24 protein-coding genes are annotated in these 26,048 nt (G+C 63.6%); 10 read left to right on the top strand and 14 right to left on the bottom strand.

Annotation, left to right across the window (positions count from 1 at the left end):
- Positions 1-19: 19 nt before the first annotated feature.
- Together APH34_RS15420 and ilvD are read left to right on the top strand one after the other, a co-directional pair.
- Positions 20-1,216 carry a class I SAM-dependent rRNA methyltransferase gene (locus APH34_RS15420; protein ID WP_054901895.1) on the top strand — a complete coding sequence of 399 codons (1,197 nt, stop codon included), beginning with the start codon at positions 20-22 and terminating at the stop codon, positions 1,214-1,216.
- A 290-nt stretch (positions 1,217-1,506) separates the two neighbouring features.
- Positions 1,507-3,348 (top strand): dihydroxy-acid dehydratase, encoded by a 1,842-nt coding sequence (gene ilvD / locus APH34_RS15425; protein ID WP_054901896.1) that lies wholly within the window; start codon positions 1,507-1,509, stop codon positions 3,346-3,348.
- A 74-nt stretch (positions 3,349-3,422) separates the two neighbouring features.
- Here the strand turns inward: ilvD and APH34_RS15430 are convergent, their stop codons facing one another.
- Positions 3,423-4,478 carry a phosphorylcholine phosphatase gene (locus APH34_RS15430; RefSeq protein ID WP_054901897.1) on the bottom strand — a complete coding sequence of 352 codons (1,056 nt, stop codon included), beginning with the start codon at positions 4,476-4,478 and terminating at the stop codon, positions 3,423-3,425.
- A gap of 242 nt (positions 4,479-4,720) precedes the next feature.
- On the opposite strand from APH34_RS15430, the gene APH34_RS15435 reads away from it, so the two are divergent.
- On the top strand, positions 4,721-6,112 hold the full coding sequence (locus tag APH34_RS15435) for an L-cystine transporter (RefSeq protein WP_054901898.1): 1,392 nt from the start codon (positions 4,721-4,723) through the stop codon (positions 6,110-6,112).
- Between the two features lie 33 nt (positions 6,113-6,145).
- Here the strand turns inward: APH34_RS15435 and APH34_RS15440 are convergent, their stop codons facing one another.
- Entirely contained in the window at positions 6,146-6,661 is a 516-nt protein-coding gene (locus tag APH34_RS15440; protein WP_054901899.1) for a dihydrofolate reductase, read from the bottom strand.
- Positions 6,662-6,715: 54 nt separating this feature from the next.
- Between APH34_RS15440 and APH34_RS15445 the strand changes: the two genes are divergently transcribed.
- Positions 6,716-8,107 carry a DUF2868 domain-containing protein gene (locus APH34_RS15445; RefSeq protein WP_054901900.1) on the top strand — a complete coding sequence of 464 codons (1,392 nt, stop codon included), beginning with the start codon at positions 6,716-6,718 and terminating at the stop codon, positions 8,105-8,107.
- On the top strand, positions 8,100-9,464 hold the full coding sequence (locus APH34_RS15450; RefSeq protein ID WP_054901901.1) for a GTPase/DUF3482 domain-containing protein: 1,365 nt from the start codon (positions 8,100-8,102) through the stop codon (positions 9,462-9,464). Before APH34_RS15445 ends, APH34_RS15450 begins: the two co-directional genes overlap by 8 nt.
- A gap of 22 nt (positions 9,465-9,486) precedes the next feature.
- Here APH34_RS15450 and APH34_RS15455 read toward each other — a convergent pair whose 3' ends face one another.
- From APH34_RS15455 to APH34_RS15480, 6 genes are all read right to left on the bottom strand, one after another.
- The gene (locus APH34_RS15455) at positions 9,487-10,035 is read right to left on the bottom strand and encodes a phosphonate degradation HD-domain oxygenase (RefSeq protein WP_054901902.1); all 549 of its coding nucleotides are present in this window, start codon (positions 10,033-10,035) and stop codon (positions 9,487-9,489) included.
- Positions 10,036-10,085: 50 nt separating this feature from the next.
- Entirely contained in the window at positions 10,086-11,111 is a 1,026-nt protein-coding gene (locus APH34_RS15460) for a putative 2-aminoethylphosphonate ABC transporter substrate-binding protein (RefSeq protein ID WP_054901903.1), read from the bottom strand.
- A 30-nt stretch (positions 11,112-11,141) separates the two neighbouring features.
- Complete coding sequence (locus tag APH34_RS15465) at positions 11,142-12,866, bottom strand: putative 2-aminoethylphosphonate ABC transporter permease subunit (protein ID WP_054901904.1); 1,725 nt, start codon at positions 12,864-12,866, stop codon at positions 11,142-11,144.
- 1 nt (position 12,867) lies between these two features.
- Positions 12,868-13,926 carry a putative 2-aminoethylphosphonate ABC transporter ATP-binding protein gene (locus tag APH34_RS15470; protein ID WP_054901905.1) on the bottom strand — a complete coding sequence of 353 codons (1,059 nt, stop codon included), beginning with the start codon at positions 13,924-13,926 and terminating at the stop codon, positions 12,868-12,870.
- A 155-nt stretch (positions 13,927-14,081) separates the two neighbouring features.
- Positions 14,082-14,951 carry a LysR family transcriptional regulator gene (locus APH34_RS15475; RefSeq protein ID WP_054901906.1) on the bottom strand — a complete coding sequence of 290 codons (870 nt, stop codon included), beginning with the start codon at positions 14,949-14,951 and terminating at the stop codon, positions 14,082-14,084.
- Positions 14,952-15,051: 100 nt separating this feature from the next.
- Complete coding sequence (locus APH34_RS15480; protein ID WP_054901907.1) at positions 15,052-17,310, bottom strand: heavy metal translocating P-type ATPase; 2,259 nt, start codon at positions 17,308-17,310, stop codon at positions 15,052-15,054.
- An 83-nt stretch (positions 17,311-17,393) separates the two neighbouring features.
- Here APH34_RS15480 and cadR point away from each other — a divergent pair, with 83 nt between their 5' ends.
- The 3 genes from cadR to APH34_RS15490 all read left to right on the top strand — a co-directional run bounded on the left by cadR (position 17,394) and on the right by APH34_RS15490 (position 18,290).
- Positions 17,394-17,837, top strand: coding sequence for a cadmium resistance transcriptional regulator CadR (gene cadR / locus APH34_RS15485; RefSeq protein ID WP_054901908.1), 444 nt, complete (start codon positions 17,394-17,396; stop codon positions 17,835-17,837).
- Positions 17,838-17,928: 91 nt separating this feature from the next.
- The gene (locus tag APH34_RS29240) at positions 17,929-18,072 is read left to right on the top strand and encodes a hypothetical protein (protein WP_156358088.1); all 144 of its coding nucleotides are present in this window, start codon (positions 17,929-17,931) and stop codon (positions 18,070-18,072) included.
- Positions 18,073-18,092: 20 nt separating this feature from the next.
- On the top strand, positions 18,093-18,290 hold the full coding sequence (locus tag APH34_RS15490; protein ID WP_054901909.1) for a hypothetical protein: 198 nt from the start codon (positions 18,093-18,095) through the stop codon (positions 18,288-18,290).
- 60 nt (positions 18,291-18,350) lie between these two features.
- Here the strand turns inward: APH34_RS15490 and APH34_RS15495 are convergent, their stop codons facing one another.
- From APH34_RS15495 to APH34_RS15505, 3 genes are read right to left on the bottom strand one after another with little or no spacing between them, the layout of a single operon-like run.
- Positions 18,351-19,322 carry a thymidylate synthase gene (locus tag APH34_RS15495; protein WP_054901910.1) on the bottom strand — a complete coding sequence of 324 codons (972 nt, stop codon included), beginning with the start codon at positions 19,320-19,322 and terminating at the stop codon, positions 18,351-18,353.
- Positions 19,323-19,371: 49 nt separating this feature from the next.
- On the bottom strand, positions 19,372-20,181 hold the full coding sequence (lgt, locus tag APH34_RS15500; protein WP_054901911.1) for a prolipoprotein diacylglyceryl transferase: 810 nt from the start codon (positions 20,179-20,181) through the stop codon (positions 19,372-19,374).
- A gap of 16 nt (positions 20,182-20,197) precedes the next feature.
- Positions 20,198-20,980 (bottom strand): sulfite exporter TauE/SafE family protein, encoded by a 783-nt coding sequence (locus APH34_RS15505; RefSeq protein ID WP_054901912.1) that lies wholly within the window; start codon positions 20,978-20,980, stop codon positions 20,198-20,200.
- A 130-nt stretch (positions 20,981-21,110) separates the two neighbouring features.
- On the opposite strand from APH34_RS15505, the gene APH34_RS15510 reads away from it, so the two are divergent.
- Positions 21,111-21,857 (top strand): NRDE family protein, encoded by a 747-nt coding sequence (locus tag APH34_RS15510; protein WP_054901913.1) that lies wholly within the window; start codon positions 21,111-21,113, stop codon positions 21,855-21,857.
- A 60-nt stretch (positions 21,858-21,917) separates the two neighbouring features.
- Here the strand turns inward: APH34_RS15510 and ptsP are convergent, their stop codons facing one another.
- Both ptsP and APH34_RS15520 read right to left on the bottom strand, forming a co-directional pair.
- The gene (ptsP, locus tag APH34_RS15515; RefSeq protein WP_054901914.1) at positions 21,918-24,197 is read right to left on the bottom strand and encodes a phosphoenolpyruvate--protein phosphotransferase; all 2,280 of its coding nucleotides are present in this window, start codon (positions 24,195-24,197) and stop codon (positions 21,918-21,920) included.
- A gap of 22 nt (positions 24,198-24,219) precedes the next feature.
- Positions 24,220-24,699: an RNA pyrophosphohydrolase gene (locus tag APH34_RS15520; RefSeq protein ID WP_003249017.1), complete on the bottom strand. Its 480-nt coding sequence runs from the start codon at positions 24,697-24,699 to the stop codon at positions 24,220-24,222.
- Positions 24,700-24,840: 141 nt separating this feature from the next.
- Here APH34_RS15520 and APH34_RS15525 point away from each other — a divergent pair, with 141 nt between their 5' ends.
- Positions 24,841-25,497 (top strand): HAD family phosphatase, encoded by a 657-nt coding sequence (locus APH34_RS15525; protein WP_054901915.1) that lies wholly within the window; start codon positions 24,841-24,843, stop codon positions 25,495-25,497.
- Between the two features lie 104 nt (positions 25,498-25,601).
- On the opposite strand, the gene APH34_RS15530 is transcribed toward APH34_RS15525, so the two are convergent.
- Entirely contained in the window at positions 25,602-26,027 is a 426-nt protein-coding gene (locus tag APH34_RS15530; protein WP_054901916.1) for a DUF2269 domain-containing protein, read from the bottom strand.
- Positions 26,028-26,048: the final 21 nt, after the last annotated feature.

The following is a 26,048-nucleotide window of genomic DNA, read 5'->3' on the forward strand; positions in this document are numbered from 1 at the left end:
TTTTTCCCGGAGCGACGTCATGTCCCTGCCCAGCCTTCGCCTCAAAGCCAATGCCGACCGCCGCCTGCGCGCCGGCCACCTGTGGGTCTACAGCAATGAAGTCGACGTTACCGCGACTCCGCTGCAGGGCTTTCAGGCCGGCCAACAGGCCATTCTGGAGGCCGCCAACGGCAAGCCGCTGGGTATCGTGGCGCTAAGCCCGAACAACCTGATCTGCGCACGCCTGCTGTCGCGCGACGCCAAGTTGCCCCTGGACAAGTCGCTGCTGGTGCACCGCCTGAATGTCGCCCTGTCACTGCGCCAGCGCCTGTTCGACCAGCCGTGCTACCGCCTGGTCTATGGCGACTCCGACCTGCTGCCGGGCCTGGTGGTCGACCGCTTCTTCGACATTCTCGTGGTGCAACTGGCCTCGGCCACCATGGAACTGCACAAGGACGACGTCATCGCTGCCCTCGTCCAGGTGCTCAAGCCAAGCGGTATCCTGTTCAAGAACGACTCCGCAGCCCGTGATGCCGAAGGCCTGCAGCGCTACGTCGAAACCGTCTACGGCGAAGTGCCAGACTGGGTTCCTCTGGAAGAAAACGGCGTGAAATTCGAAGCCCCGGTACGCGAAGGCCAGAAGACCGGCTGGTTCTATGACCACCGCATGAACCGCGCGCGCCTGGCACCCTATGTCAAAGGCAAGCGCGTGCTCGACCTGTTCAGCTACATCGGTGGCTGGGGCGTGCAGGCCGGCGCATTTGGCGCCAGCGAAGTGTTCTGTGTGGATGCATCGGGCTTTGCCCTGGACGGCGTCGAGCGTAACGCTGCACTGAACGGCATCAGTGAAAAGCTGACCTGCATCGAAGGCGATGTGTTCGAAGCACTGCGCGAACTGAAGGCCGCTGAAGAGCGCTTTGACGTGATCATTGCTGACCCACCCGCGTTCATCAAGCGCAAGAAGGATCTGAAAAACGGTGAAGCGGCCTACCGCCGCCTCAACGAACAAGCCATGCGCATGCTGACCAAGGACGGCATTCTGGTCAGCGCCTCGTGCTCGATGCACCTGCCCGAGGACGACCTGCACAACATTCTGCTGACCAGCGCCCGTCACCTGGACCGCAACCTGCAACTGCTCGAACGCGGCGGCCAGGGCCCGGACCATCCGGTGCACCCGGCAATTGCCGAAACCCGCTACATCAAGAGCATCACCTGCCGGTTGCTGCCTAATAGCTAAGTCGGCCTGGGGCCGCTTGGCGGCCCCATCCGCACCTCATGCGGCGCGCCGGGCGAGCCACCCGAGCCACCGCCCGGACACATCGCCATTCCCTCGCCGCGCCAGCGGTGTAGAATCGAGCTATTCATCGCCAGTCATCCCCCGGCGGGTTTATGAGCTCTGGTCGAGCACGCGGCGATCCCGTGGTGTATTCGGCCCCATCCGTGCCAGTGGCAACCGGCCTAAGGCGCATAGGACAAGAGAAGCTCACTCCCCTTTTTGTGACCTGATATAGCCGCCAGGAGTGCTTCATGCCTGATTACCGTTCCAAGACTTCCACCCAAGGGCGCAACATGGCCGGCGCCCGTGCCCTGTGGCGCGCCACCGGGATGAAGGACGAAGACTTCAAGAAACCGATCATCGCCATTGCCAACTCGTTCACCCAGTTCGTCCCGGGGCACGTGCACCTGAAGGACCTGGGCCAGCTGGTTGCCCGCGAGATCGAGCGCGCCGGTGGCGTGGCCAAAGAGTTCAACACCATTGCTGTCGATGACGGCATCGCCATGGGCCATGACGGCATGCTCTACTCCCTGCCCAGCCGCGAGATCATCGCCGACGCCGTTGAATACATGGTCAACGCCCACTGCGCCGACGCCATCGTGTGCATTTCCAACTGCGACAAGATCACCCCCGGCATGCTGATGGCTGCTTTGCGCCTGAACATCCCGGTGATCTTCGTGTCGGGCGGCCCGATGGAAGCCGGCAAGACCAAGCTGGCCAGCCATGGCCTGGACCTGGTTGACGCCATGGTGATCGCCGCCGACTCCTCGGCCTCCGACGAAAAAGTCGCCGAGTACGAGCGCAGCGCCTGCCCAACCTGCGGCTCATGCTCTGGCATGTTCACTGCCAACTCGATGAACTGCCTCACCGAAGCCCTGGGCCTGGCCCTGCCGGGCAACGGTTCGACCCTGGCCACCCATGCCGACCGCGAGCAGCTGTTCCTCACCGCTGGCCGCACCATCGTCGAGCTGTGCAAGCGCTACTATGGCGAGAACGACGAATCGGTACTGCCACGCAGCATCGCCAACTTCAAGGCGTTCGAAAACGCGATGATGCTCGACATCGCCATGGGCGGCTCGACCAACACCATCCTGCACCTGCTGGCCGCTGCCCAGGAAGGCGAGGTGGCGTTCGACCTGCGTGACATCGACCGCCTCTCGCGTAAGGTGCCGCAGCTGTGCAAGGTGGCGCCGAACATTCAGAAGTACCACATGGAAGACGTGCACCGCGCCGGTGGTATCTTCAGCATCCTCGGTTCGCTGGCCCGTGGTGGCCTGCTCCACACCGACCTACCGACCGTGCACAGCCGCAGCATGGAAGAAGCCATCGCCAAGTGGGACATCACCCAGACCGATGACGAAGCCGTGCACACCTTCTTCAAGGCCGGCCCGGCAGGCATCCCGACCCAGACCGCATTCAGTCAGTCAACCCGTTGGGAAACCCTCGATGACGACCGTGAAAACGGCTGCATTCGCAGCGTCGAGCATGCCTATTCGCAAGAAGGCGGCCTGGCCGTGTTGTACGGCAACATCGCCCTTGACGGTTGCGTGGTGAAGACCGCCGGTGTCGACGAGTCGATCCACGTGTTCGAAGGCACCGCGAAGATTTTCGAAAGCCAGGACAGCGCCGTGCGCGGCATCCTCGCCGATGAAGTGAAGGCCGGCGACATCGTCATCATCCGCTACGAAGGCCCGAAAGGCGGCCCGGGCATGCAAGAAATGCTCTACCCGACGTCGTACCTGAAATCCAAGGGCCTGGGCAAAGCCTGCGCCCTGCTCACCGACGGCCGCTTCTCGGGTGGCACCTCGGGCCTGTCGATCGGCCACGCCTCGCCGGAGGCTGCTGCGGGCGGCGCCATCGGCCTGGTGCGCGACGGCGACAAGGTACTGATCGACATCCCCAACCGTTCGATCAACCTGCAGGTCAGCGATGAAGAGCTGGCAGCGCGCCGTGTGGAGCAGGACAAGAAGGGCTGGAAGCCGGCTGAAGTACGCCCACGCAAGGTGACCACTGCGCTGAAGGCCTATGCCTTACTGGCGACCAGTGCCGACAAGGGTGCTGTACGCAACAAGGCGATGCTGGAAGGGCTGTGAGGCGCTGAAGGTGTGAATGAAAACCGGCGCTCCCCAGCGCCGGTTTTTTTATGCCTGCACGGGCACCACAACGTCTACTGAATCTGCTCCGGCGTCACGATCACCCAGTTCTTGTCCGCCGTCACCGGCAACCCTTCCTTGGCCTGGGCCGCCGCATTCTTGGCAATCATGCCGTTCAACTGGTCCATGTACTTGGCCTTGCGGTTTATCCACAGGTGGATGCCGCCCTTGTCCACATCCACGCCGTGGAACTGCATGTAGCCATCGCTGGTCGGGGTATCGCCGCCCACCAGTACTGGCTTCTTCCACTCGTCGATATAGGTAAGAATCGCTGCTTGCTTGCCCGCCATCCAGGTCGCCGGGGTCCACAGGTATGGAGTGAGCTCCAGGCCTTCGTTGGCCTTCGCGTCGTACTTGCCTTCGGTGATCTGCTTGCGTGCCGTGGTCAACCGGCCACTGGCGCGATCTTTGAGCAGCAAGCTCACCCCGATCACATTCTCCGGCTTCACGTTGTAACCGTACCTGGGGTCCGAGGCGACCATCCGCACCAGCTCTTCCGAGGCGGCGGAAATAACGTACACCTCGATGCCGTTCTCCATCAGTTTGTTGTACAGCTCGGCCTGGCCGGTGAAGACCTTGGGTGGCTGGACCTCGATGGATTTGAGCTGGTCCCCTTCGTAATAGGTACTTGGAATGGGCTTGGCGGAGGCCATCAGCTCATCGACCTGCACTTTGAGCTCCTTGAGGGTGAACCCCGAAAACACCTGGGCTACCCATGGGTAGCAGACCATGTCGTCGATTTCGCACAGGCGGTAGTAGTAACTGAACAAGCTCTCTTTGTGCTCGGCGGTATCCTTGAATGGGATCAGCTTGAGCGAGGGGTCGAGCGTGTCACGCGTCAGCAGCCCCTTGTTCTCCATGAACGGCAGCAACGCCTCTTCAAGGTCGTAGCGATAGCTGGTGTTATCCATATCGAACACCGCGTAGTTACCCTTGTTGGCGTTGGCGGCGATCATCGTGTCGAGCTGCCTGGCCGCGTCCGCTGGCCAGTGCTTGAGCTCGGTGGCCCAGGTTTCGACACTCAACAGCAGGCACAAACCGAGGGCGAGGGTTTTCGGAGCGAACGTCATGCACCAATCTCCTGAAATGACTTGGAAAAACCTAGACCATCAATGCGGCCTACAAGGCCTCCACAGCGACCTTTATGCACGTGTATACGCCGTGTTCATTGCCATTTACGACAATCTGTTATTCCATAAACGACTAAGCAAATAACGCTTGGGTATAAATTCGTTTGTTTTCAGGCTGTTAGCATTTCCGTTCGCAATCGCTCACAGAGGCGATGCCTCTACTGCTTTTTCCTGGAGCTTCAATGAACCTGCCGCTGTCTCTTAACCTGCTGGTGTTCCTGGCATTACTGCTGGGCCTGGCACAAACCCGCCGCACCAACTGGAGCCTGGCCAAGAAGGTGCTGGCCGGCCTGGTGCTGGGCGTAGTGTTCGGCCTGGCGTTGCACACTGTTTACGGTGCCGGCCACCCCGTGCTGCAAGCCACGATCAGTTGGCTCGACCTGGTCGGCAACGGCTATGTCGGCCTGCTGCAGATGATCGTCATGCCGCTGATCTTCGCGTCGATCCTCAGCGCTGTGGCCCGCCTGCATAATGCATCCTCGCTCGGACGCATCAGCGTGCTGAGTATCGGCACCCTGTTGCTGACCACCGCTATCGCTGCGCTGATCGGCATCGTGCTGACCAACCTGTTCGGCCTGAGCGCCGAGGGCCTGGTCGCCGGGGCTCAGGAAAGCGCGCGTATGCAAGTCATCCACAGCGATTACGCGGGCAAGGTCGCCGACCTCAACATCCCGCAACTGCTGCTGTCGTTCATCCCAAGCAACCCGGTGGGCGACCTGGCCCGCGCCAAGCCGACCTCGATCATCAGCGTGGTGATTTTCGCCGTGTTCGTTGGCCTGGCCGCTTTGCAACTGATCAAAGACGATGCCGAAAAAGGTCAACGCGCCCTGTCGGCCATCGACACCCTGCAAGCCTGGGTGATGCGCCTGGTGCGGGTGGTGATGAAACTCACCCCCTATGGCGTGCTGGCGCTGATGACCAAAGTGGTGGCCAGCTCCAACATGGAGGACATCCTCAAGCTGGGCAGCTTCGTGGTGGTGTCGTACATTGGCCTGGCACTGATGTTCGTGGTTCACGGCATCATCCTTGCCGCGACCGGCGTCAGCCCGCTGCGCTTCTTCCGCAAGGTATGGCCAGTACTGACGTTTGCCTTTACCAGCCGTTCCAGTGCAGCCAGCATCCCCCTGAACATCGAGGCGCAAACCCGCCGCCTGGGTGTGCCCCAGTCTATCGCCAGCTTCAGCGCCTCGTTCGGTACCACGATCGGCCAGAACGGCTGCGCCGGCCTGTACCCGGCGATGTTGGCGGTGATGGTGGCACCAGCGGTGGGCATCAATACCTTCGACCCGCTGTGGATTGCCACCCTGGTGGCCATCGTCACCCTGAGTTCGGCAGGGGTTGCCGGCGTGGGTGGTGGCGCGACATTCGCGGCGTTGATCGTGCTGCCGGCAATGGGTTTGCCGGTCGAGCTGGTGGCGTTGCTGATTTCGGTCGAGCCGCTGATCGACATGGGGCGAACGGCATTGAACGTGAACGGCTCGATGACCGCAGGTGTGGTGACCAGCCAACTCCTGAAAGAGACTGACAAAGAAGTGCTGGCCGGCGATGAACATGCCGAGCTGAGCCACTCCTGATACCGCAGGGGCCGCGATGCGGCCCCAACGCCCTCAAACCTTGTCCCACACCTCGAAGTGATACGCAGGCTTGTCCGCCTCCGCCTGCGCCTCACTCGCGACCAGCCGCCACTGCCCCTTGTCGAACGCGGGGAACCACGCATCTCCCTGCGGCGACAGCTCCACACGGGTCAGGTACATACGGCTAACCAAGCCCTTCTCCAGCGCCTGCGCATACAACTGCGCCCCGCCAATCAGCATCAGCTCATCGACGCCCTGCTCACGTGCCCACTGCTCGGCGCGCACCAGCGCCGCTTCCAACGAAGCGAACACTTCGGCACCTGCCAGTTGCAGCTCCGGTTGACGACTGACGACGATGTTCAAGCGCCCCGGCAACGGCCGCCCCAGTGAGTCCCAGGTCTTGCGGCCCATGATGATCGGCTTGCCCAGGGTAGCAGCCTTGAAGTACTTGAAATCGCCCGGCAAATGCCAGGGCATGGAATTGTCGATGCCAATCACGCGGTTTTCGGCATGCGCCGCGATCAGGCTGAGCGGGAGTGATGTATTCATGCTGGCGAGGATAGCACCCGGCGTGTGGGTTATGCTTCTGCCCTGAACCGTGCAATGGAAGACCTTGTGACTGGACCGACTCCACTGGACAAGCGCTGGCTCACCGAAGCTGTACGCCTGCGCGAGGAACACGCCGGCCCCCTGGAAGACCAGGAAGCCAACCGCCATGCCCGCCAGCAGGGCGGCGACCTGGCCGCGCGCATAGAAGCCCGTGCCCTACTGCTGGCCGAACGCGACGGCATGGACACCGCCCTGCACCACTGGAAACAGGGCGCACGCCTGGCACTGCTGGTGCTGCTGTTGATGGCCGTGCTCAGCGGCGCCGGCCTGGCGTTCGCCGCGCTGGGCGACGGGCAGCGCCCTGTGAACGTGTTCTGGGCCCTGGGCAGCCTGCTCGGGCTGAACCTGCTGATGCTCTTGGGCTGGGCCGCAGGCCTGGCCTTGAGCGGCGAACATGGCGCCAGCCTGGGGCGTCTGTGGTTATGGTTGAGTGAACGCTTTGCCCGCGATGCCAAGGCCGCCCACCTGGCGCCGGCGCTGCTGGTACTGTTGCAGCGCCAGCGCCTGAACCGCTGGTTGCTGGGCTTGCTGATACACAGCCTGTGGTTGCTGGCGATGCTCGCAGCGCTGGCGATGCTTGTGGCATTGCTGACCACCCGGCGCTATGGCTTCGTGTGGGAAACCACCCTGCTCGCCGCCGAGCCATTCGTCCACCTTACCCAAGCGCTTGGCGCCCTGCCTTCGCTGCTGGGCTTTGCCGTGCCGGACGAAACCATGATCCGCACCAGTGGCGACACCCTGCCAGCCTTGGATATCACCCGCCAGGCGTGGGCCAGCTGGCTGCTCGGCGTGGTGCTGGTCTATGGCCTGCTCCCGCGTCTGCTGTTGGCCGGCCTGTGCCTGTGGCGCTGGCGCCAGGGCCGTCAACGCCTGGCCCTGGATCTCAGCCTGCCCGGCTATGCGCAACTGCGTGACGCACTGATGCCCCGCAGCGAGCGCATCGGCGTGCAGGAAGCCGCCCCCGACACGCTGCCGCAGTTTCAGGCGGGCCAACTGGAGACCGGTAGCAGCGGCGCCTTGCTGGTGGGGCTGGAGCTAGACGACCAGCGCCCCTGGCCACCGGCCCTGGCCAAGGGCGTGACCGATGCCGGCGTGCTCGACAGCCGTGAGTCGCGTAACCGGCTGCTGGAACAACTGAGCCGCTTCCCCCCGGCGCGCCTGGCTATCGCCTGTGACCCCCGCCGCTCGCCCGACCGCGGCAGCCTTGCCCTGCTGGCTGAACTGGCACGCAATGCCGGTGCCACGCGCATCTGGCTGCTGCAGGCCGCGCCGGGCCACGCGGTGGATGCCGAGCGCCTGGGCGACTGGCACGACGCACTGGACCGCCTGGGCCTGCCCTACGCCGACACCTCGCCCCTGACCTGGCTGGAGCATGGCCATGACTGAACCGCTGAAACTGGCCGTGGTCGGCCACACCAACGTGGGCAAGACTTCGCTGCTGCGGACCCTGACCCGCGATGTCGGCTTCGGCGAAGTGTCCCACCGTCCAAGCACCACCCGCCACGTGGAAGGTGCGCGCCTGTCGGTGGATGGCGAGCCTTTGCTTGAGCTCTACGACACCCCCGGCCTGGAAGATGCCATTGCCCTGCTCGACTACCTGGAACGCCTGGAGCGCCCGGGTGAGCGCCTGGATGGCCCGGCAAGGCTGGAGCGCTTTCTGCAGGGCAGCGAAGCACGCCAGCGGTTCGAACAGGAGGCCAAGGTGCTGCGCCAATTGCTGGCCAGCGATGCTGGCCTGTATGTCATCGATGCGCGCGAGCCGGTGCTGGCCAAGTACCGCGATGAGTTGGAAGTGCTGGCCAGTTGCGGCAAACCGCTGCTGCCGGTGCTCAATTTCGTCGCCAGCCACCAGCACCGCGAGCCGCAATGGCGCGAAGCCCTGGCACGCCTGGGTTTGCATGCACTCGTACGCTTCGACAGCGTGGCCCCGCCGGAAGACGGCGAACGGCGGCTTTACGAAAGCCTGGCGCTGCTGCTGGAAGAGGCTCGCCCGGCCCTGCAACGGCTGATCGATGATCAACAGGCGCAACGCTTGGCCCGCCAGCACAGCGGCAAGCGCCTGATCGCCGAGTTGCTGCTCGACTGCGCCGCCTGCCGCCGTAGCGTCGAAGCCGAGCCTGCCGCCGAGGCCAGGGCCATCGAGGCCCTGCGCCAGGAGGTGCGCCAGCGCGAGCAGCGTTGTGTCGAGGCACTGCTCAAGCTCTATGCCTTTCGCCGCGAGGACGCCAATGCCGGAGATCTGCCGCTGCTGAATGGGCGCTGGGGGGACGACCTGTTCAACCCCGAGACGCTGAAATTGCTCGGCGTGCGCCTGGGCAGTGGTGTGGCAGCCGGTGCGGCGGCGGGCGCCGGGGTCGACCTGCTGGTCGGCGGCCTTACCCTCGGCGCAGCGGCCTTGGCAGGGGCCATTGCCGGAGGCGCATTGCAGACAGCACGCAACTATGGCTCACGGCTGATGGGTAAGCTCAAAGGCCAGCGTGAGTTGACCGTGGACGATACCGTGTTGCGGTTGCTGGCCTTGCGTCAGCAACAGTTGATGGCGGCGCTGGACAGCCGCGGGCACGCAGCCCAGGACAGCATTCGCCTGGGCCAGCTTGAGGAAAAGGCCTGGCGCGAGGGCAAGCTGCCCGAGGCCTTGAGCAAGGCGCGTGCGCACCCGCAGTGGTCGACGCTCAACCCTGGAGCCAGAGTGGATCAGGCCCAAAGGCAGGAGCAACTGGAGGCGTTGGTTCTGCAGATTTGAGGATGCCGGCAACACCGACAACTCAGAGCAGGGCCAACGCCTTAGCCTTCAACACCGCCAGTTCAATCACCGGTACCCCAACCTCCTTGGCCCGTTCATCCCATTCCCGCATGCGCAGGCTCACGCTGAACAGCGGGTCCAGTTCGAACGCGTCCGCTTGCGCCTCGGTCATCACGCCTCCCTGATACTCCAGCGTGCGCCGGCTGGCCTCGCTCAACCGGGCGTAATACCCCGGTTGGCGCAACGTCAGGTAGCGCTTGGCCTCCACGTGGTACTGCACCAGCAGTGCCATTCGCTCGCTGAAACCACAACGGCGCAAGTACTCGGCACCAATGCGCTCATGGCTGGCAACACCGTACCCACCCATGTTGCCTTCCCCTCCACACAGGTGGCCGATATCGTGAAAGAACGCCGCCAGCACCACTTCGTCGTCGAAGCCTTCGGCCATGGCCAACTGCGCGGCTTGGGACATGTGCTCGAGCTGGGTGATGGCTTCGCCGATGTAATCGTCACTGCCATGGTGTTGGTAGAGAGCGAAGGTGTGCTCGACGATCTGGTCGGGGGCAAGCATCGGTTTCTTCTCCGTGCGGGGTGTGAGGGCACTCGGTCGCCTGGCAGGGTTTACTGCTGCACCACGTTCTCCGATTTGCCGTCATAACGCTTGCGCCACTCGGAGAGGATGTCGTCACGATGCTTCGAGGCCCAGGCGAAGTCGTTCTTGATCAGGCGCTGTTCGTAGTCAGCTGGCAGCTCGGTCTGGGGCTTGGCAATACCTGGCGCAGCCAGTACTGCGAAGTTGTCCTTGTAAAGTTCCATGGCTGCCGGGCTGGCCGAGAAATCAGCCAGGCGCTTGGCGGCCTCAGCGTTTGGCGAGCCCTTGATCACCGCAGTTGCCTCGATCTCCCAGCCCAGGCCTTCTTTGGGCAGCACGATGTCCAGCGGCGCACCCTGGCGCTTGAGTTGCACGGCCGGGTACTCGAAGGAAATACCGATCGGGAACTCCCCCGCGGCCGCCAGCTTGCAAGGTTTGGACCCAGAGTGCACGTACTGCCCGATGTTCTGGTGCAGGGCGTCCATGTAAGCCCACCCCTGTGGCTCGCCAAAGGTCTGCAACCAGGCACTGACATCCAGGAAGCCTGTGCCGGACGACGCCGGGTTAGGCATGACAATCTTGCCTTTGTACTCAGGCTTGGTCAGGTCCTGCCAGCTGACCGGCTTGCTCAGGCCCTGCTTCTCGGCCTCGATGGTATTGAAGCAGATGGTTGCAGCCCACACATCCATGCCCACCCACGCCGGCGGGTTGGCGGCATCGCGGTAGTTGCCGGAGATCTTGCCCAGGTCCTTTGGTGCGTAGGCTTGGAGCATGCCGTTCTGGTCGAGGATGGCCAGGCTGGAAGCGGCCAGGCCCCACACTGCGTCCGCCTGCGGGCGGTCCTTCTCGGCCAGCAGCTTGGCCGTGATGATGCCGGTGGAATCACGCACCCATTTGATCTCGATGTCCGGGTTGGCCTTTTCGAACGCCTGCTTGTAGCTCTTGAGCTGCTCGGCCTCCAGGGCAGTGTAGACAGTCAGTTGCGTACCGGCGGCCGAGGCCTGCAGGCTGAATACGGCGGATACGGCAGCGGCAAGTGCGAGTGGCTTGAACATGATGCGTTTCCTATCAGTGTGGGCAGTCGGTCATTGGCCGGGCGCACGCTGGCGCCATGCCTGGGAGCGGCGCAACAGGCCGCGGGAAGCACCGGCCAGCAGCAGCGAAGCAACAGCGCTGGTCAGCAGGATCAAGGTCGACATCGCGGCGGCACCGCCGACGTTGCCGGCGTCATCCATGTTCAGCACGGCGACGGCAGCAAGGAGGGTGTCTGGGCTGTACAGGAAGATCGCCGCCGAGACGGTGGTCATCGCCGAGACGAACAGGTAGCGGATGATGTCCAGCAGCGCGGGCAGGCAGATCGGCACGGTGACCCGCACAAAGTGCTTGTACAGCGGAGCCTTGAGCGACAACGCCGCAGCTTCGAACTCCCCATCGAGCTGGCGCAGTGCAGTGGTTGCGGTCATCTGCGCGGTGGTCAGGTAGTGGGCAATGGTGCACGTCACCAGCAGGCCCATGCCGCCATAGAACACGTGCAGCGGGTTGCCACTGAGGTTGAAGAAGAAGACATAGCCCAGCCCCAGCACCAGCCCCGGCACCGCCATGGGAATGAAGCTGAGCAGCCGCAGGGCCTGATTGAGCAGGCGTTGGCCCTGGGTCTTCTCCATCAGGTAGGCCCCGGTGAAGATCAGGCTGCTGCCGACCAGCGCTGTGCCGATGGCCATGGTCACGCTGTTGCGGTAGGCCAGCCAGCCACCACCGGCGGTGTCCTCGAACATGTAGTGCTTGAACGACAAGGTCATGTTGTAGGGCCAGAACGTGACCAGCGACGAGTACACCGCCATGCCGATCACCACCAGCAGCACTGCGCAAACCAGCAGCACGATGGCCAGGAAGCTGGCATCCCGGGCGCGGGAGGGCTTCGGCTCGAACACCTGGGCGCGACCACTCATGGCCTCGCCCTGACGACGGCGCAGCCAGGCGTCGACGGCAAAGCTGAGCAGCGCCGGTACCAGCAGTACCATGCCGATCAACGCACCGCGGCCAAACTGCTGCTGCCCTACGACCGCTTTGTAGGCTTCCAGCGCCAGCACCTGGTAGTCGCCACCGACAACCACCGGCACGCCGAAATCAGTGATGGTCAGGGTAAACACCAGGCAGAACGCCGCGAACACCGCCTGGCGCGTTGCCGGCCAGGTAATGCTGCGAAACGCTCGCCAGGGCCCGGCGCCCATGCTCGAGGCCGCGTCGAACAACCGCGCATCGGCCAGCGACAGGGCTGACAGTAAGATCATCAACGCATGGGGAAAGGTGTAGATGGCCTCACCCAGGACAATGCCCCAGAAGCCATAGATATTGTCGTTCAACAGGCTGCGCAGCAGGCCCTGATTGCCGAACAGGTAGACCAGGGCGGTGGCCGGCAACATCGACGGCGCCAGCAGCGGCAGCAGCGAGATGCCCCGCCATACCCCCTTGGCCGGGATCAGCGTACGTTGCAGGGCATAGGCGAACAGATAGGCCAGCGGCACCACGATCGCCGCGACCGTAAAGGCTACCGACAGGCTGTTGCCCAGCAACCAGTGGAAGTTGGCACTGGCAAACAGCTCACGGGCCGCCACCAGGCCGCCACCCTGGGCGGCTTCACCGCTGAAACCGCGCCAGAAGATCGCCAGCAATGGCATCAGCACCGCCAACAGCAGAAGGATCAGTAGCAGGCTCTTGCCGCCAACCACGAACAGGCGATCGCCGAGGGCGACGCCGCTGCGCGTGCTGCTGTTGGCCTGGCGGAGCGGCAGGGACATGGGCGCGGCCATCTCAGGCAAACACCTGCAGGCTCTGCGGCGGCAGGGCCACCCAGATATCCTGCGAGCCCAGGCGGGGCATCGCTTCAGGCGCCAGCTCAGCGAGCAGCGCGTGGCCTGGCAGGGCCTTGAGCTCGAAACTCATGCGGCAACGGTTGCCGAGGAAGGTGATTTCGCGAACCTTGGCCGGGAACAGGTTTTCCTCGTGCACCACAGGGTTGACGGTAATCGCCTCTGGGCGGCAGAACAGCCGGCCGCTGCTGGCCCGAGGCGCGCCTGCGGCCAGGCGCATGCTCATGGCACCCACCTGGGCATGGCTGTCACCGCTGCGCTGGAACGGCAGCCAGTTGCCTTGCCCGACGAACTCGGCAACGAACGGCGTGGCGGGTTGGTCGTAAATGTCCTGAGGTGTGGCGTACTGCTCGACCTGGCCGTTGTTCATCACCGCGATTCGGTCGGCCATGAGCATGGCTTCGTCCTGGTTGTGGGTAACCATCAAGGTGGTGATGCCCAACTGGCGCTGCAATTGGCGCAGCTCGGTGCACAGGTGCTCCCGTACCCGCGCATCCAGGGCCGACATGGGTTCGTCGAGCAATAACAGTGAAGGCGATGGCGCCAACGCGCGGGCCAGCGCCACACGCTGCTGCTGGCCGCCGGACAGCTGGCCGGGGAATTTCCTTTCGCTCCCGGCCAGGCCCACCAGCTCGAGCATCTCGGCCACGCGCTGACGGCTTGCATCACGGCCGCTGCCGGCCAGCCCGTAGGCAATGTTGGCTTCGACCGTGAGGTTGGGGAACAGCGCATAGGACTGGAACAGGATGCCGTAGTCCCGGGCCTGGGGTGGCAGCTCGGAGATGTTTAGCTCGCCGATGTACAGCTCACCACGGTCCTGGCGCTCCAGGCCGGCGATGCAGCGCAACAGGGTGGTCTTGCCGCAGCCGGAAGGGCCAAGCAGGCAGACCAGTTCGCCAGCGGCAATGTCCAGGGAAACATTGTTCAACGCCGTGAAGGCACCGAAACGCTTGTGAATACCGCGCACTTTCATGTGTGCGCCTGGGGCGGCGTGGTTCATGGCTAGGCCTCATCGAACAGATGGGGCCATGCTAGGAAGGCAATGCGAAGGTTCTGTGGCGTTAAGGCAAAAGCAGGTGATAGTGGTATAGGCAGATTTTGTACTGACCTTGCTGGCTTCTTCTCGGGGTCACCCGCAAAGCGTTCGCCGCCGACCTAGAATTGCGACCCCACCACTTCCTGCGCCACCCCGAGGAAGGCCGCCGGCAACCTGGCCTGGCGCCGCTCCTTCAGGCAATACAGGTACTCATGCATCACTGGCGCATCCTCCAGCTGCAACACCCGCAGTTCAGGGTTGTGCGGCACCTCGTGCCGGGCGATCACGCTGATGCCGATGTTGCGCAGCACCGCCTCGCGAATCGACTCACGGCTGCCGATCTCCAGCAGTGCGCCGGCCTTCACGCCGGCATCCTGCATCATCTGCTCAGTGAGTTTGCGGGTGGTCGAGCCCTTTTCGCGCATCAGCAGGCAATGCCCGGCTACCACATCGATGGCTATCGCCTGCCGGTTGGCCAGTGGGTGGTTGCGATGCACTGCGACCACCAGCGGGTCAGTGCCCAGCACGCGTCGGACCAGGCGAGCATCCTCGACCAACTGCGACGAGGCGGCGATATCGACGCGGTAGTCCTCAAGCATCTCCAGCACCTGTTGGGAGTTGCCGATCTCCACCGCCACCCCCACCTGCGGCAAGCGCTCGCGAAAGATCTTCACCAGGTCGAGGATGTAATACGGGGCGGTAGCGGCGATACGCAGGCTACCCTGGGCCTGACCACTGTTGCGCAGTTCGAACTCGATGTCGGCCTCCTGCTGCAGCAGTGCCTTGACCATCGGCAGCAGGCGCACGCCCTCCTCGCTCAGCACCAGGCGCCGGCCACCGCGGTAGAACAGCTCCACGGCGTACTGGCTTTCCAGGTTACGGATCTGCGTGGTCACGGTGGGCTGGCTGAGCCCAAGCTTCTTTGCCGCCAGGGTGATGCTGCCCAGGCGGGCTACCATGTAGAAGGCCTTGAGCTCGGCACTCAGCATTGCCTGGCTCCGTAGCGGGGCCGCAAGCTGCAAGCTAAAACAGGTCTGTGTCGTTTCATGATGCTCACATCCACCTCGATCAGCTTGCTGCCTGGAGCTGTTACTTGCGTAGCAGACGCAGCCCGTTGAACACCACCAGCAAGCTCACGCCCATGTCGGCGAACACTGCCATCCACATGGTCGCCATGCCGGCAAAGGTGATCGCCAGGAAAATGGCCTTGATGCCCAACGCCAGAACGATGTTCTGCGTCAGAATCGCCGCACTTTGGCGCGACAGCCTGACGAACGCCGGGATTTTGCGCAAGTCATCATCCATCAGCGCCACGTCGGCGGTCTCGATGGCCGTGTCGGTACCGGCCGCGGCCATGGCAAAACCGATCTCGGCGCGTGCCAGTGCCGGTGCATCGTTGATGCCGTCGCCAACCATGCCGACTCGGTGGCCCTGGGCATACAGCTGCTCGATGCTCTGCAATTTGTCGGCCGGCAGCAGGTTGCCTTCAGCGCGGTCAATGCCCACTTCAGCGGCAATGGCCTGCGCGGTATGGGGATTGTCGCCGGTGAGCATGACGGTCTTGATACCCAGCGCATGCAACTCGGCGATTGCCTGACGGCTGGTGTCCTTCACCGTATCGGCCACCGCAAACAGGGCCAACGGGCCCGAGCGATCGAGCAGCAGCACCACGGTCTTGCCCTGACGCTCGAGCACGTCGAGCTGCGCCTCAAGCTGCGGCGAGCACAGCCCCAGTTCTTCGACCAGACGATGGTTGCCCAGGTGGTAGGTTTCACCCTCAATGTTGCCGCGCACGCCTCGGCCTGCCAGGGCAGCGAACTCGCTGACCTCACTCAAGGGCAGGTTCTGCGCCTTGGCGAACTGGGCAACGGCGCCCGACACCGGGTGGTCGGAGCGATGGGCCAAGCTTGCCGCCAAGGCCTGGGCGCGGCCTTCGAACCGCGGGTCGAGCACCTTGGCATCGGTTTGCACAGGCTTGCCATAAGTGATGGTGCCGGTCTTGTCCAACGCCAGGAAGTCCAGCTTGCGGCCCCCTTCGAGGTAAACCCCGCCCTTGATCAGGATGCCTTTGCGCGCGGCGGCTGCCAGGCCGCTGACGATGGTCACCGGGGTAGAAATCACCAGTGCGCAGGGGCAGGCCACCACCAGCAGCACCAAGGCGCGATACACCCAGTCGTACCAGGCGCCACCCATGAACAGCGGTGGGATGACAGCCACGGCCAGGGCAAAGGCGAATACCGCCGGGGTGTAGATGCGCGAGAACGTGTCGACGAAGCGCTGGGTGGGGGCACGAGCGCCCTGTGCCTCTTCCACCGCCTTGATGATGCGCGCCAGGGTGGATTGCCCGGCCGCAGCCGTCACACGGTACTCCAAGGCACCGGCCTGGTTGATGGTACCGGCGAACAGCTTGTCGCCTGCGGCCTTTTCAACGGGCAGGCTTTCACCGGTGATCGGCGCCTGATCGACGCTGGATTGCCCACTGGTCACCTCACCGTCGAGGCCGATGCGTTCACCCGGGCGCACCCGCACCTGCGCACCGATAGCCACGTGCCGCACCTCGACCTCATGCCACTGGCCGTCGGCCTGCCGGACGGTGGCCATGTCCGGGGTGAGCTGCATCAGGCCACCGATGGCGTTGCGTGCCCGGTCAAGGGAACGGGCCTCGATCAATTCCGCCACCGTGAACAGCACCATCACCATGGCCGCTTCCGGCCACTGGCCGATCAGCACTGCGCCCGTCACGGCGATGCTCATCAGCGCATTGATGTTCAGGTTGCGGTTCTTCAGGGCAATCCAGCCCTTCTTGTAGGTACCCAGGCCACACCCCAGGATTGCCGCCAGGGCTAGCGCGGCGACCACCCATTCAGGCGCTCGCCCGCTGAAATGCACGATCTCGGCAGCAATCGCAGCAACGCCCGACAACGCCAGGGGCCACCAATGAGCCTTGCTTGGCTGAGGCGCCATGGCACCGCCATCATCCTCTTCGGCCAAAGGTTCGGCCTTCATGCCCAGGCTGTCGATGGCCCGCTCGATCTCGGCGGTGCCGGAAAGGGTGTGGCGCACGCCGAGCACACGGTTGATCAGGTTGAACTCCAGTTGCTCGATGCCGGCCAGCTTGCCCAGCTTGTCCTGGATCAGGGTCTGTTCGGTGGGGCAGTCCATGGCCTGGATGCGGAAGCGGCTGAGCCGGGCTGAGTCACTGGCCGTTTCGCTCAGTTGCACGAATGCCGGCGCGGCGGCGGTGCCGCAACAGCTGTGGGCGTGGGCGTCGTGGCACTGACGTTGGCCATCCTGCGCGTGGTCATGGGAATGTTCGTGGTCGTGTTCGTGGCTGACAGGCTGGTTCATGGGGTCATCCTTAATGTGCGCCTGTTGCCAAGTGAACACCCTGTAGCCACTATAGGGTCAAGTAACCCGTGGGGAGATTCGTGATGAAAATCGGAGAACTGGCCAAAGCCACCGATTGCGCCGTGGAAACCATCCGCTATTACGAGCGCGAGCAATTGCTGCCGGAGCCGGCGCGCACCGAGGGCAACTATCGGCTCTATACCCAGGCCCATGTCGAGCGCCTGACCTTCATCCGCAACTGCCGCACCCTGGACATGACCCTGGACGAAATCCGCAGCCTGCTGCGCCTGCGCGACAGCCCCGAAGGCTCGTGCGGCAGCGTCAATGCATTGATCGACGAGCATATCGAGCATGTGCAGGCGCGGATCGATGGACTGGTGGCGTTGCAGGAGCAACTGGTGGAACTGCGCCAGCGTTGCAATGCCCAGGGGGCGGAGTGCGCGATTTTGCAACAACTGGAAGTGAACGGGGCGGTATCCATCCCTGAGGCTGAGCCTTCGCACGTGGGGCGCAGCCACGGCCACTAATGGCAATATGCAGCTAGTACACCAGCCCTAGGGCCATGTGGAGGTGTTAGGCAGATAATCGGGGGGCTTTTCTCAACAGGGAGCACTACCGATGAATACTGCCTTCGAGGCGCTTCGCGAACTCAGAGAAGACGAAACCGGCCTGGTGGGCGGTGGCGAGCATCGCCCCAGCGACCCACCGTTGCAGTTTCCCGAATGGCCTGACGAACTGTTCGGTTCGGCAGGCGACCTCTGACCCACACAGGAGTGACAACCATGCCTTGCGCAAACCTGCACACGCCACGGACGCTCAGCAGCGAGGAACTGGAGCTCGTCGCTGGCGGCCATGACGCGACCATCATGCCGGTGTTCCCGCCGGTGACCATCAAGCCGGACGTGCCGCCACCGCACCTGCCGCGGGTGCCGGATATCCCGCCCCCCAATGACATTCGCGGGCCGAACATTCCGCTCTGAAGTGGCCCCATCGCCGGCAAGCCGGCGATGGGCTGCAAAGCAGCCCCGATCAATCGCGAATCAGACCGCCATCGGCGCCGTCATCGGCGCATGGTGCTCATACCCTTCCAGGCTGAAATCGCCCGGTTCGATCTTCTCCAGCCATTCGGGCTCGTACTTGCCGGTTTCTGCAAACGCCGGTACACGGTCGCTGATCACCAGCTTCGGCGCTTCCAGCGGCTCGCGCTTGAGCTGCTCGTTGAGCATGTCCAGATGGTTTTCGTACACATGCGCATCGCCAATGAAGTACGTGAACCAGCGCGGGGTGTAACCGGTCAGGCGGCCGAACAGCGACAGCAGCGCCGCGCCTTCGGTGAGGTTGAACGGCGTCCCCAGGCCCAGGTCGTTGGAGCGGATGTAGAGGGTCAAGGAAATTTCCCGGGTCTCGACATTCGGGTGGAACTGGTACAGCAGGTGGCACGGCGGCAGCGCCATTTCATCCAGCTGGGCGCAGTTCCAGCCGTGGAACAGGATGCGCCGGCTGCCCGGGTCGTTGGCAATGGTATCCAGGCACTGACGCACCTGGTCGATGGCCTTGTACAGGATGACAAACGCCTGGCCATCCTCTTCATCCTGGGCGATCTTGCGAAACCCTGCTTTTTCAGCCATTTCGATGGCCGCCGGGTTGCTCAGGGCAATGCGCTTGTAGCCCGGCCACTGGCGCCACTGCACGCCGTAGATCTCGCCCAGGTCGTCATGGCCCTGGCGGAACGGGTTGGCCAGCCACTGGGCGTTCTCGTTGGCGTTCTGGTCCCAGACCTTGCAGCCCAGCTCGCGGAACTCGCCGGCGTTTTTCACGCCGCGCAGGAAACCGACCATCTCGCCGATCGCCGACTTGAACGCCAGCCTGCGCGTGGTGATGGCCGGGAAACCTTTCTGCAGGTCGAAGCGCAGCATGGCACCGGGCAGGCTGATGGTGCGGATGCCGGTGCGGTTTTCCTGCAGGGTGCCGTTTTCGATGACGTCGCGGACCAGGTCCAGATACTGTTTCATGGCTTACCTGTAGCAAGAACGGCAGAGGGATCACCTCTGCCGTCGGGAATCAGATGGCGGGTTTCGCCGTGGGTTTGCGATTATAAGCCCACCAGATCAATCCGAGGCCGGCCAGAATCATCGGGACGCAGAGTATCTGACCCATGGTCAGCCAGCCCCAGGCAATGTAGCCCAACTGGGCGTCTGGTACGCGGACGAACTCGACGATGAAGCGGAAAATGCCGTAGAACAGCGCGAACATGCCCGATACCGCCATGGTCGGGCGTGGTTTGCGCGAGAACAGCCACAGGATGATGAACAGCGCCACGCCTTCCAGGGCGAACTGGTACAGCTGTGACGGGTGGCGCGGCAGTTGGGCCGGGTCGCTGAAGGGCGGGAACACCATCGCCCACGGCACGTCGGTCGGCTTGCCCCACAGCTCGGCATTGATGAAGTTGCCGATACGCCCGGCACCCAGGCCGATCGGTACCAGCGGGGCAACGAAGTCCATCAGTTCGAAGAACGACTTGTTGTTACGCTTGCCGAACCACAATGCCGCCAGCATCACCCCGATGAAGCCGCCATGGAACGACATGCCGCCCTTCCACACCTCGAAGATCAGCGTCGGATTGGCCAGGTAGGCATGCAGGTCGTAGAACAGCACATACCCTAGGCGCCCTCCGACGATGACCCCCATCGACAGCCAGAACACCAAGTCCGAAAGCTTTTCGCGGGACCAGGTAGGGTCGAAACGGTTGAGCCGGCGTGAGGCAAGCAGCCAGGCGCCGCCGATGCCGATCAGGTACATCAGGCCGTACCAGTGGATTTTCAGCGGCCCGAGGGCCACGGCCACGGGGTCTATCTGCGGGTAAGGCAGCATGGATATTCCTCTTGGTTCAAATCAGGAAGCTCAAGCCGACGCAGAACAGCAGCGCGGCGAACAGGCGCTTGAGCAGGCGCGGCGATAGTTTGTGCGCCAGGCGTGCGCCGAAGCGGGCAAAAAACATACTGGTCACGGCAATGCCGACCAGCGCTGGCAGGTACACATAGCCCACGCTATGGGGTGGCAGGTGGTCTTCGTGCCAGCCGAGCCACATGAAGCTCAGCGCGCTGGCCAGTGCGATCGGCAGGCCACAGGCCGAGGAGGTGGCCACCGCCTGCTGCATCGGCAGGCTGCGCCAGGTCAGAAACGGCACGGTCAGCGAGCCACCGCCGATGCCGAAGATGGCCGAAGCCCAACCGATTACCCCACCGGCACCGATCAGCGCGGGTTTACCAGGTATGCCCCGGCTGGCCTTGGGCCTGAGGTCCAGGGCCATCTGCGCGGCGATGACCAGGGCGAACACGCCGATGATCTTCTGCAGCAGCGGTCCCTGGATCAACGAGGCGGTTTTGGCGCCGATACCTGCGCCAATCAGGATGCCGAGGGTCATCCAGGCAAAGACCGGCCATTGCACCGCGCCTTTACGATGGTGCTCGAGCACGGCGTTGATCGAGGTGAAGACGATGGTAGCCAGTGAGGTGCCGACCGCCAGGTGGGTCAGCACCGACGCGTCGAAGCCCTGCAAGGTGAAGCTGAACACCAGCACGGGCACGATGATGATGCCGCCGCCCACGCCGAACAGCCCGGCCAGCACGCCGGCGCATGCGCCCAACAGCAGATAGAGTGCGAACTCCATTCGTCGTCCCCGAGAAAATCAATCCGGCATGGTAACGGAAGGCGGGCTCAGGGCTCTAGTGAAGTCTGCGACAGGATGGATCGCCGTCGCCACAGTGGGTAGAGTGACGGAAAACACAGAGGCCAGACCTATGTGCCTGATCGTATTCGCTTGGCGGCCGGGGCATGCCCTGCCGCTGATCGTCGCTGCCAACCGCGACGAGTTCTATGCCCGCCCCACGCAGCCGCTGGCTGCGTGGGACGACGCCCCCGGCGTACATGCCGGCCGTGACCTGGAGGCAGGCGGCACCTGGCTTGGCGTGGGGCCGCAAGGGCGCTTCGCCGCACTGACCAACATTCGTGACCCTGGGCAACCGCTGGGGCCTCGCAGCCGCGGTGAACTGGTGGCGGCGTACCTGCACGGTGAGTTGGGGGTCGAGGCATACCTGGACCAGGTCGCCAGCCGCAGCGAACAGTATTCGGGGTTCAACCTGCTAGTGGGTGACAGCCAACGGTTGGGCTACCTGCATGCACGCGATGCAGCACCGCGCCTGCTTGAGGCCGGAGTGTACGGGCTTTCCAATGGCGGCCTGGACACGCCGTGGCCCAAGCTGGTCAAGGCGCGCAATGGCCTGAAGAGCCTGCTGGGTTCAGCCGACCCGCAGCGGTTGCTGGCGCTGTTGGCAGATGACGCGCCGGCGCCGGACAGTGAATTGCCCGAAACCGGCGTGGGTTTGGCGACTGAAAAGCTGCTGTCGAGCGTGTTCATTGCCAGCCAGAACTACGGGACCCGGGCCAGTACGGTGCTGATTGTGGACGATCAGGGGACAAGGCGGCTGATCGAGCGCAGCTTCGGGCCGTTTGGTGGGCATCTGGGGGAAGTTGAGCTGGTGGTCTGAAAGCCGACGTCGCTGGCCGGGCTTCCGGGCGGGGTTACCCCAAAGAGGCCTGTGCAGGCCTCAGAGCGTCTTGTTGGCCCCAGGCCCGATCATCCGCGCCAGGCCGAGGTTCTTCAACGCCAGTTGCAACGAGCTGTGGATAACCTGCGGGTTGTCATGGGTCATGGCCTCGGCCAGCAGATCCTTGGCCTTGCTCATGTTGATCTGACGCAGCATCCATTTCACCTTGGGCAGGTTGGTGGCGTTCATGGACAAGCTGTCGAAGCCCATCGCCATCAGCAGGATGGCCGCGGCCGGGTCGCCGGCCATCTCACCGCAGATGCTGACCGGCTTGCCTTCGCCATGGGCGTCGCGCACCACGGTATACAAGGCCTGCAGCACCGCCGGATGCAGGTAGTCGTAGAGGTCGGCGACCCGCGGGTTGTTGCGGTCCACCGCCAGCAGGTACTGGGTCAGGTCATTGGAGCCGACCGACAGGAAGTCCACCTGCCGCGCCAGTTCCTTGGTTTGGTAGACCGCCGCAGGGATCTCGACCATCACGCCAACCGGCGGCATCGGCACGTCGGTGCCTTCGTCGCGCACCTCGCCCCAGGCGCGGTGGATCAGGTGCAGCGCCTCCTCCAGCTCGTGAATGCCAGAAATCATCGGCAACAGGATACGCAGGTTGTTCAGCCCCTCGCTGGCCTTGAGCATGGCGCGGGTCTGAACCAGGAAAATCTCCGGGTGGTCGAGTGTCACGCGGATACCACGCCAACCCAGGAACGGGTTCTCTTCCTTGATCGGGAAGTAGGACAACGCCTTGTCACCGCCGATGTCGAGCGTACGCATGGTCACGGGCAGCGGGTGAAAGGCCGCCAACTGCTCGCGGTAGATCGCCAACTGCTCCTTCTCGCTGGGGAAACGCTGGTTGATCATGAAGGGCACTTCGGTGCGGTACAGGCCAACACCTTCGGCGCCACGCTGCTGGGCACGGGCCACATCGGCGAGCAGGCCGGTGTTGACCCACAGTGGCATACGGTGGCCATCGGGGGTGACGCAAGGCAGTTCGCGCAGTGCATCGAGGCCCTGGGCGAGCTGGCGTTCCTCTTCCACCACCTCGCTGTACTGCTTGCGCAGCACTTCGCTGGGGTTGGTGAACACCTCGCCCTTATAGCCATCGACGATCATTTCGATGCCGTCGACCTTGGAATACGGCAGGTCGACCAGGCCCATCACCGTCGGAATACCCATGGCGCGGGCCAGGATGGCAACGTGGGAGTTGCCCGAACCCAGCACCGAGACCAGCCCCACTAGCTTGCCTTCCGGCACCTCGCCGAGCATGGCCGGGGTCAGCTCCTCGCTGACCAGGATCGTATTGTCGGCGTACACCAGCGATTGCGAACGGGCTTGCTGCAGGTAGGCCAACAGACGCCGGCCCAGGTCCTTGACGTCCGAGGCACGCTCGCGCAGGTAATCGTCGTCCATCAGCTCGAAGCGGTTGACGTGCTCGCCAACCACCTGGCGCAGGGCGCCCTGAGCCCACTGCCCGGTCTTGATGACTTCGGTCACCTCGCCGCCCAGGGCCGCGTCTTCGAGCATCATCAGGTATACGTCGAACAGCGCGCGCTCTTCCGGGCGCAGCTGGGTAGCCAGCTTGGCCGAGAGCTTGCGCATGTCGGCGCGCACACCTTCGAGGGCGTTGTGGAACAACCTGAGTTCGGCGTCGATATCATCGACCGCCTTGTCCGGCACCACCTCGAGGTCGGCCGGTGGCAGCATGACCACGGCCCGCCCGACCGCAGCGCCCGGCGAGCCTGGAACGCCGACGAAGCGCGCTTCCTGGATACCTTTGCCCTGGCGGCCCAGGCCCCGGATCGAGCCGGTCGCCTCGGCATGGGCGATAACCCCGGCAAGCTGGGCGCTCATGGTCACCAGGAAGGCTTCTTCTCCCTCGTCGAACTGGCGGCGTTCCTTTTGCTGAATGACCAGTACGCCCACCACCCGGCGGTGGTGGATGATCGGCGCGCCAAGGAATGATGCGAATTTCTCTTCGCCGGTTTCGGCGAAATAGCGATAACGCGGGTGATCGGCAGCGTTTTCCAGGTTGAGCGGTTCTTCCCGGGTACCCACCAGGCCGACCAGGCCCTCGTTGGGGGCCATGCTGACCTTGCCGATGGAACGCTTGTTCAGGCCTTCGGTGGCCATGAGCACGAAACGGTTGGTTTCCGGGTCGAGCAGGTAGACCGAGCAGACCTGGCTGCCCATGGCTTCCTTGACGCGCAAGACGATGATCCCCAACGCCGTCTTGAGATCTTTGGCGGAGTTCACTTCCTGGACGATCTTGCGCAGCGTATTGAGCATGGCTCGGGGTCGAACTCCGTCGTCAGTCGCGCGTCAGCAGACGCGGTGCTAGCTCTTTCAGGGCGCGGCGGTAGACTTCGCGCTTGAATGTCACCACCTGGCCCAGCGGGTACCAATAGCTGACCCAGCGCCAGCCGTCGAATTCGGGCTTGCCGGTCAGGTCCATCCGCACCCGTTGTTCATTGCTCACCAGGCGCAGCAAAAACCACTTCTGCTTCTGGCCGATGCACAGCGGTTGGCTGTGGGTACGTACCAGTCGCTGGGGTAAACGATAACGCAACCAGCCGCGGGTGCAGGCAAGAATTTCCACATCGTCGCGTTCAAGGCCAACTTCTTCGTTCAGCTCGCGGTACAGGGCATCTTCCGGCGTCTCGTCAGGGTTGATACCACCCTGCGGGAATTGCCAGGCATCCTGGTTGATCCGCCGAGCCCATAGCACCTGCCCGGCATCATTCGTAAGAATGATCCCGACATTGGGGCGAAAACCATCCGGGTCGATCACGGCAGCAACCTCGCAAACGCATGTCACCGCATTGTTCCACAAAGCCTGCGAGCGCAGCAACGCGCCTGCCAAGCTTATGTGCAGCAAGCTGAAAACTACGTATTCTGCGGGCCTACCCTGTAGCTGATGCGAGTGACCGCAATGCGCCTGGCTTTATTCGACCTGGACAATACCCTCCTCGGTGGCGACAGCGACCATGCCTGGGGTGACTACCTGTGCGAGCGGGGCATCCTTGACCCTGTCGCCTACAAGCAACGCAACGATGCCTTCTATCAGGACTACCTGAACGGCACCTTGGACCTGCAGGCCTACCTGGCCTTTTCCATGGAGATCTTCGCAGCCACCGAGCCTGCACAGCTCGACCAGTGGCACCGCGAGTTCATGCGTGACTGCATCGAACCGATGATCCTGCCCAAGGCCCTGGCCTTGCTCCAGCAGCACCGGGAAGCGGGTGACCAGTTGGTGATCATCACCGCCACCAACCGTTTCGTTACTGCGCCGATTGCCCGCCGCCTGGGTGTGCGCACCCTGCTGGCGACCGAGTGCGAAATGCGCGAGGGCCGTTACACCGGCCGCAGTACCGATATACCGTGTTTCCGTGAAGGCAAGGTGACGAGGCTGGAGCGGTGGATGCTGGAGAACGGGTTCGATCTGCAAGACAGCTACTTCTATAGCGACTCGATGAATGACCTGCCGTTGCTTCAGCGGGTTGCGCACGCGGTGGCGGTGGACCCGGACCCTAACCTGCAGGCCGAAGCGCAGCGGCGCGGTTGGCCGGTGATTTCGCTGAGGGATTGACATCGCTTGGCCCCAGCGTCGCCAAGCCAGTCGCCACCCAGAGGGCTGCACAGCCCTGTGGGCGCCGGCTTGGCAGTGCTGGGCTGCAGCGCACCCCACGTCACCTAGACCGGCTTGGCGCCCATCAAGCCGGCAATGGACAGAAAGCAAACCCCGCTGAACACCGCCAGCGCCAAGGTAAAGCGCAAGCCCACCACCTCGGCCTTGCGCAAACGGTTCAGCCGCACCAGCAGCCACCACACCGCGAACGCGCCAAGCGTGTAGATGACGCTGGAGGCCAATACCCAGGTCTGCCCCAGCGGCCAGCCAATCAGGTGCACCAGCCACCAGCCGGTAAACGGCATGCTCAGCAGGCACACGCCCATCACCAGCCAGATGAATAGCAAAGGCCGGCGCAGCAACTTGCGATAGGCATCGGCGTCACCTTGCCTGCGGGCGCGCACGGTCCAGATCGCCAAACCCAGCGCGCCTAGCAGCAACAGCACGGTGGCGAGGATGTGCAGGGTCTTGAGCGTGGTCAGATGTTCCATCGATCTTGTCCTTCAGCAAGC

It is taken from the genome of Pseudomonas sp. NBRC 111131 (assembly GCF_001320525.1).
Classification (GTDB): domain Bacteria; phylum Pseudomonadota; class Gammaproteobacteria; order Pseudomonadales; family Pseudomonadaceae; genus Aquipseudomonas; species Aquipseudomonas ceruminis.

Bases quoted from the DNA above. Each gene is read 5' to 3' on its own strand.
- APH34_RS15435 (WP_054901898.1), top strand. From the start codon at position 4,721: ATGAACCTGCCGCTGTCTCTTAACCTGCTGGTGTTCCTGGCATTACTG.
- ilvD (WP_054901896.1), top strand. From the start codon at position 1,507: ATGCCTGATTACCGTTCCAAGACTTCCACCCAAGGGCGCAACATGGCC.
- APH34_RS15530 (WP_054901916.1), bottom strand. From the start codon at position 26,027: ATGGAACATCTGACCACGCTCAAGACCCTGCACATCCTCGCCACCGTG.
- APH34_RS15480 (WP_054901907.1), bottom strand. From the start codon at position 17,310: ATGAACCAGCCTGTCAGCCACGAACACGACCACGAACATTCCCATGAC.
- APH34_RS15445 (WP_054901900.1), top strand. From the start codon at position 6,716: ATGGAAGACCTTGTGACTGGACCGACTCCACTGGACAAGCGCTGGCTC.
- APH34_RS15450 (WP_054901901.1), top strand. From the start codon at position 8,100: ATGACTGAACCGCTGAAACTGGCCGTGGTCGGCCACACCAACGTGGGC.
- APH34_RS15510 (WP_054901913.1), top strand. From the start codon at position 21,111: ATGTGCCTGATCGTATTCGCTTGGCGGCCGGGGCATGCCCTGCCGCTG.
- cadR (WP_054901908.1), top strand. From the start codon at position 17,394: ATGAAAATCGGAGAACTGGCCAAAGCCACCGATTGCGCCGTGGAAACC.
- APH34_RS15455 (WP_054901902.1), bottom strand. From the start codon at position 10,035: ATGCTTGCCCCCGACCAGATCGTCGAGCACACCTTCGCTCTCTACCAA.
- APH34_RS15460 (WP_054901903.1), bottom strand. From the start codon at position 11,111: ATGTTCAAGCCACTCGCACTTGCCGCTGCCGTATCCGCCGTATTCAGC.
- APH34_RS15440 (WP_054901899.1), bottom strand. From the start codon at position 6,661: ATGAATACATCACTCCCGCTCAGCCTGATCGCGGCGCATGCCGAAAAC.
- APH34_RS15465 (WP_054901904.1), bottom strand. From the start codon at position 12,866: ATGGCCGCGCCCATGTCCCTGCCGCTCCGCCAGGCCAACAGCAGCACG.
- APH34_RS15525 (WP_054901915.1), top strand. From the start codon at position 24,841: ATGCGCCTGGCTTTATTCGACCTGGACAATACCCTCCTCGGTGGCGAC.
- APH34_RS15475 (WP_054901906.1), bottom strand. From the start codon at position 14,951: ATGCTGAGTGCCGAGCTCAAGGCCTTCTACATGGTAGCCCGCCTGGGC.
- APH34_RS15430 (WP_054901897.1), bottom strand. From the start codon at position 4,478: ATGACGTTCGCTCCGAAAACCCTCGCCCTCGGTTTGTGCCTGCTGTTG.
- APH34_RS15420 (WP_054901895.1), top strand. From the start codon at position 20: ATGTCCCTGCCCAGCCTTCGCCTCAAAGCCAATGCCGACCGCCGCCTG.
- APH34_RS29240 (WP_156358088.1), top strand. From the start codon at position 17,929: ATGAATACTGCCTTCGAGGCGCTTCGCGAACTCAGAGAAGACGAAACC.
- APH34_RS15470 (WP_054901905.1), bottom strand. From the start codon at position 13,926: ATGAACCACGCCGCCCCAGGCGCACACATGAAAGTGCGCGGTATTCAC.
- APH34_RS15490 (WP_054901909.1), top strand. From the start codon at position 18,093: ATGCCTTGCGCAAACCTGCACACGCCACGGACGCTCAGCAGCGAGGAA.
- APH34_RS15495 (WP_054901910.1), bottom strand. From the start codon at position 19,322: ATGAAACAGTATCTGGACCTGGTCCGCGACGTCATCGAAAACGGCACC.
- ptsP (WP_054901914.1), bottom strand. From the start codon at position 24,197: ATGCTCAATACGCTGCGCAAGATCGTCCAGGAAGTGAACTCCGCCAAA.
- lgt (WP_054901911.1), bottom strand. From the start codon at position 20,181: ATGCTGCCTTACCCGCAGATAGACCCCGTGGCCGTGGCCCTCGGGCCG.
- APH34_RS15505 (WP_054901912.1), bottom strand. From the start codon at position 20,980: ATGGAGTTCGCACTCTATCTGCTGTTGGGCGCATGCGCCGGCGTGCTG.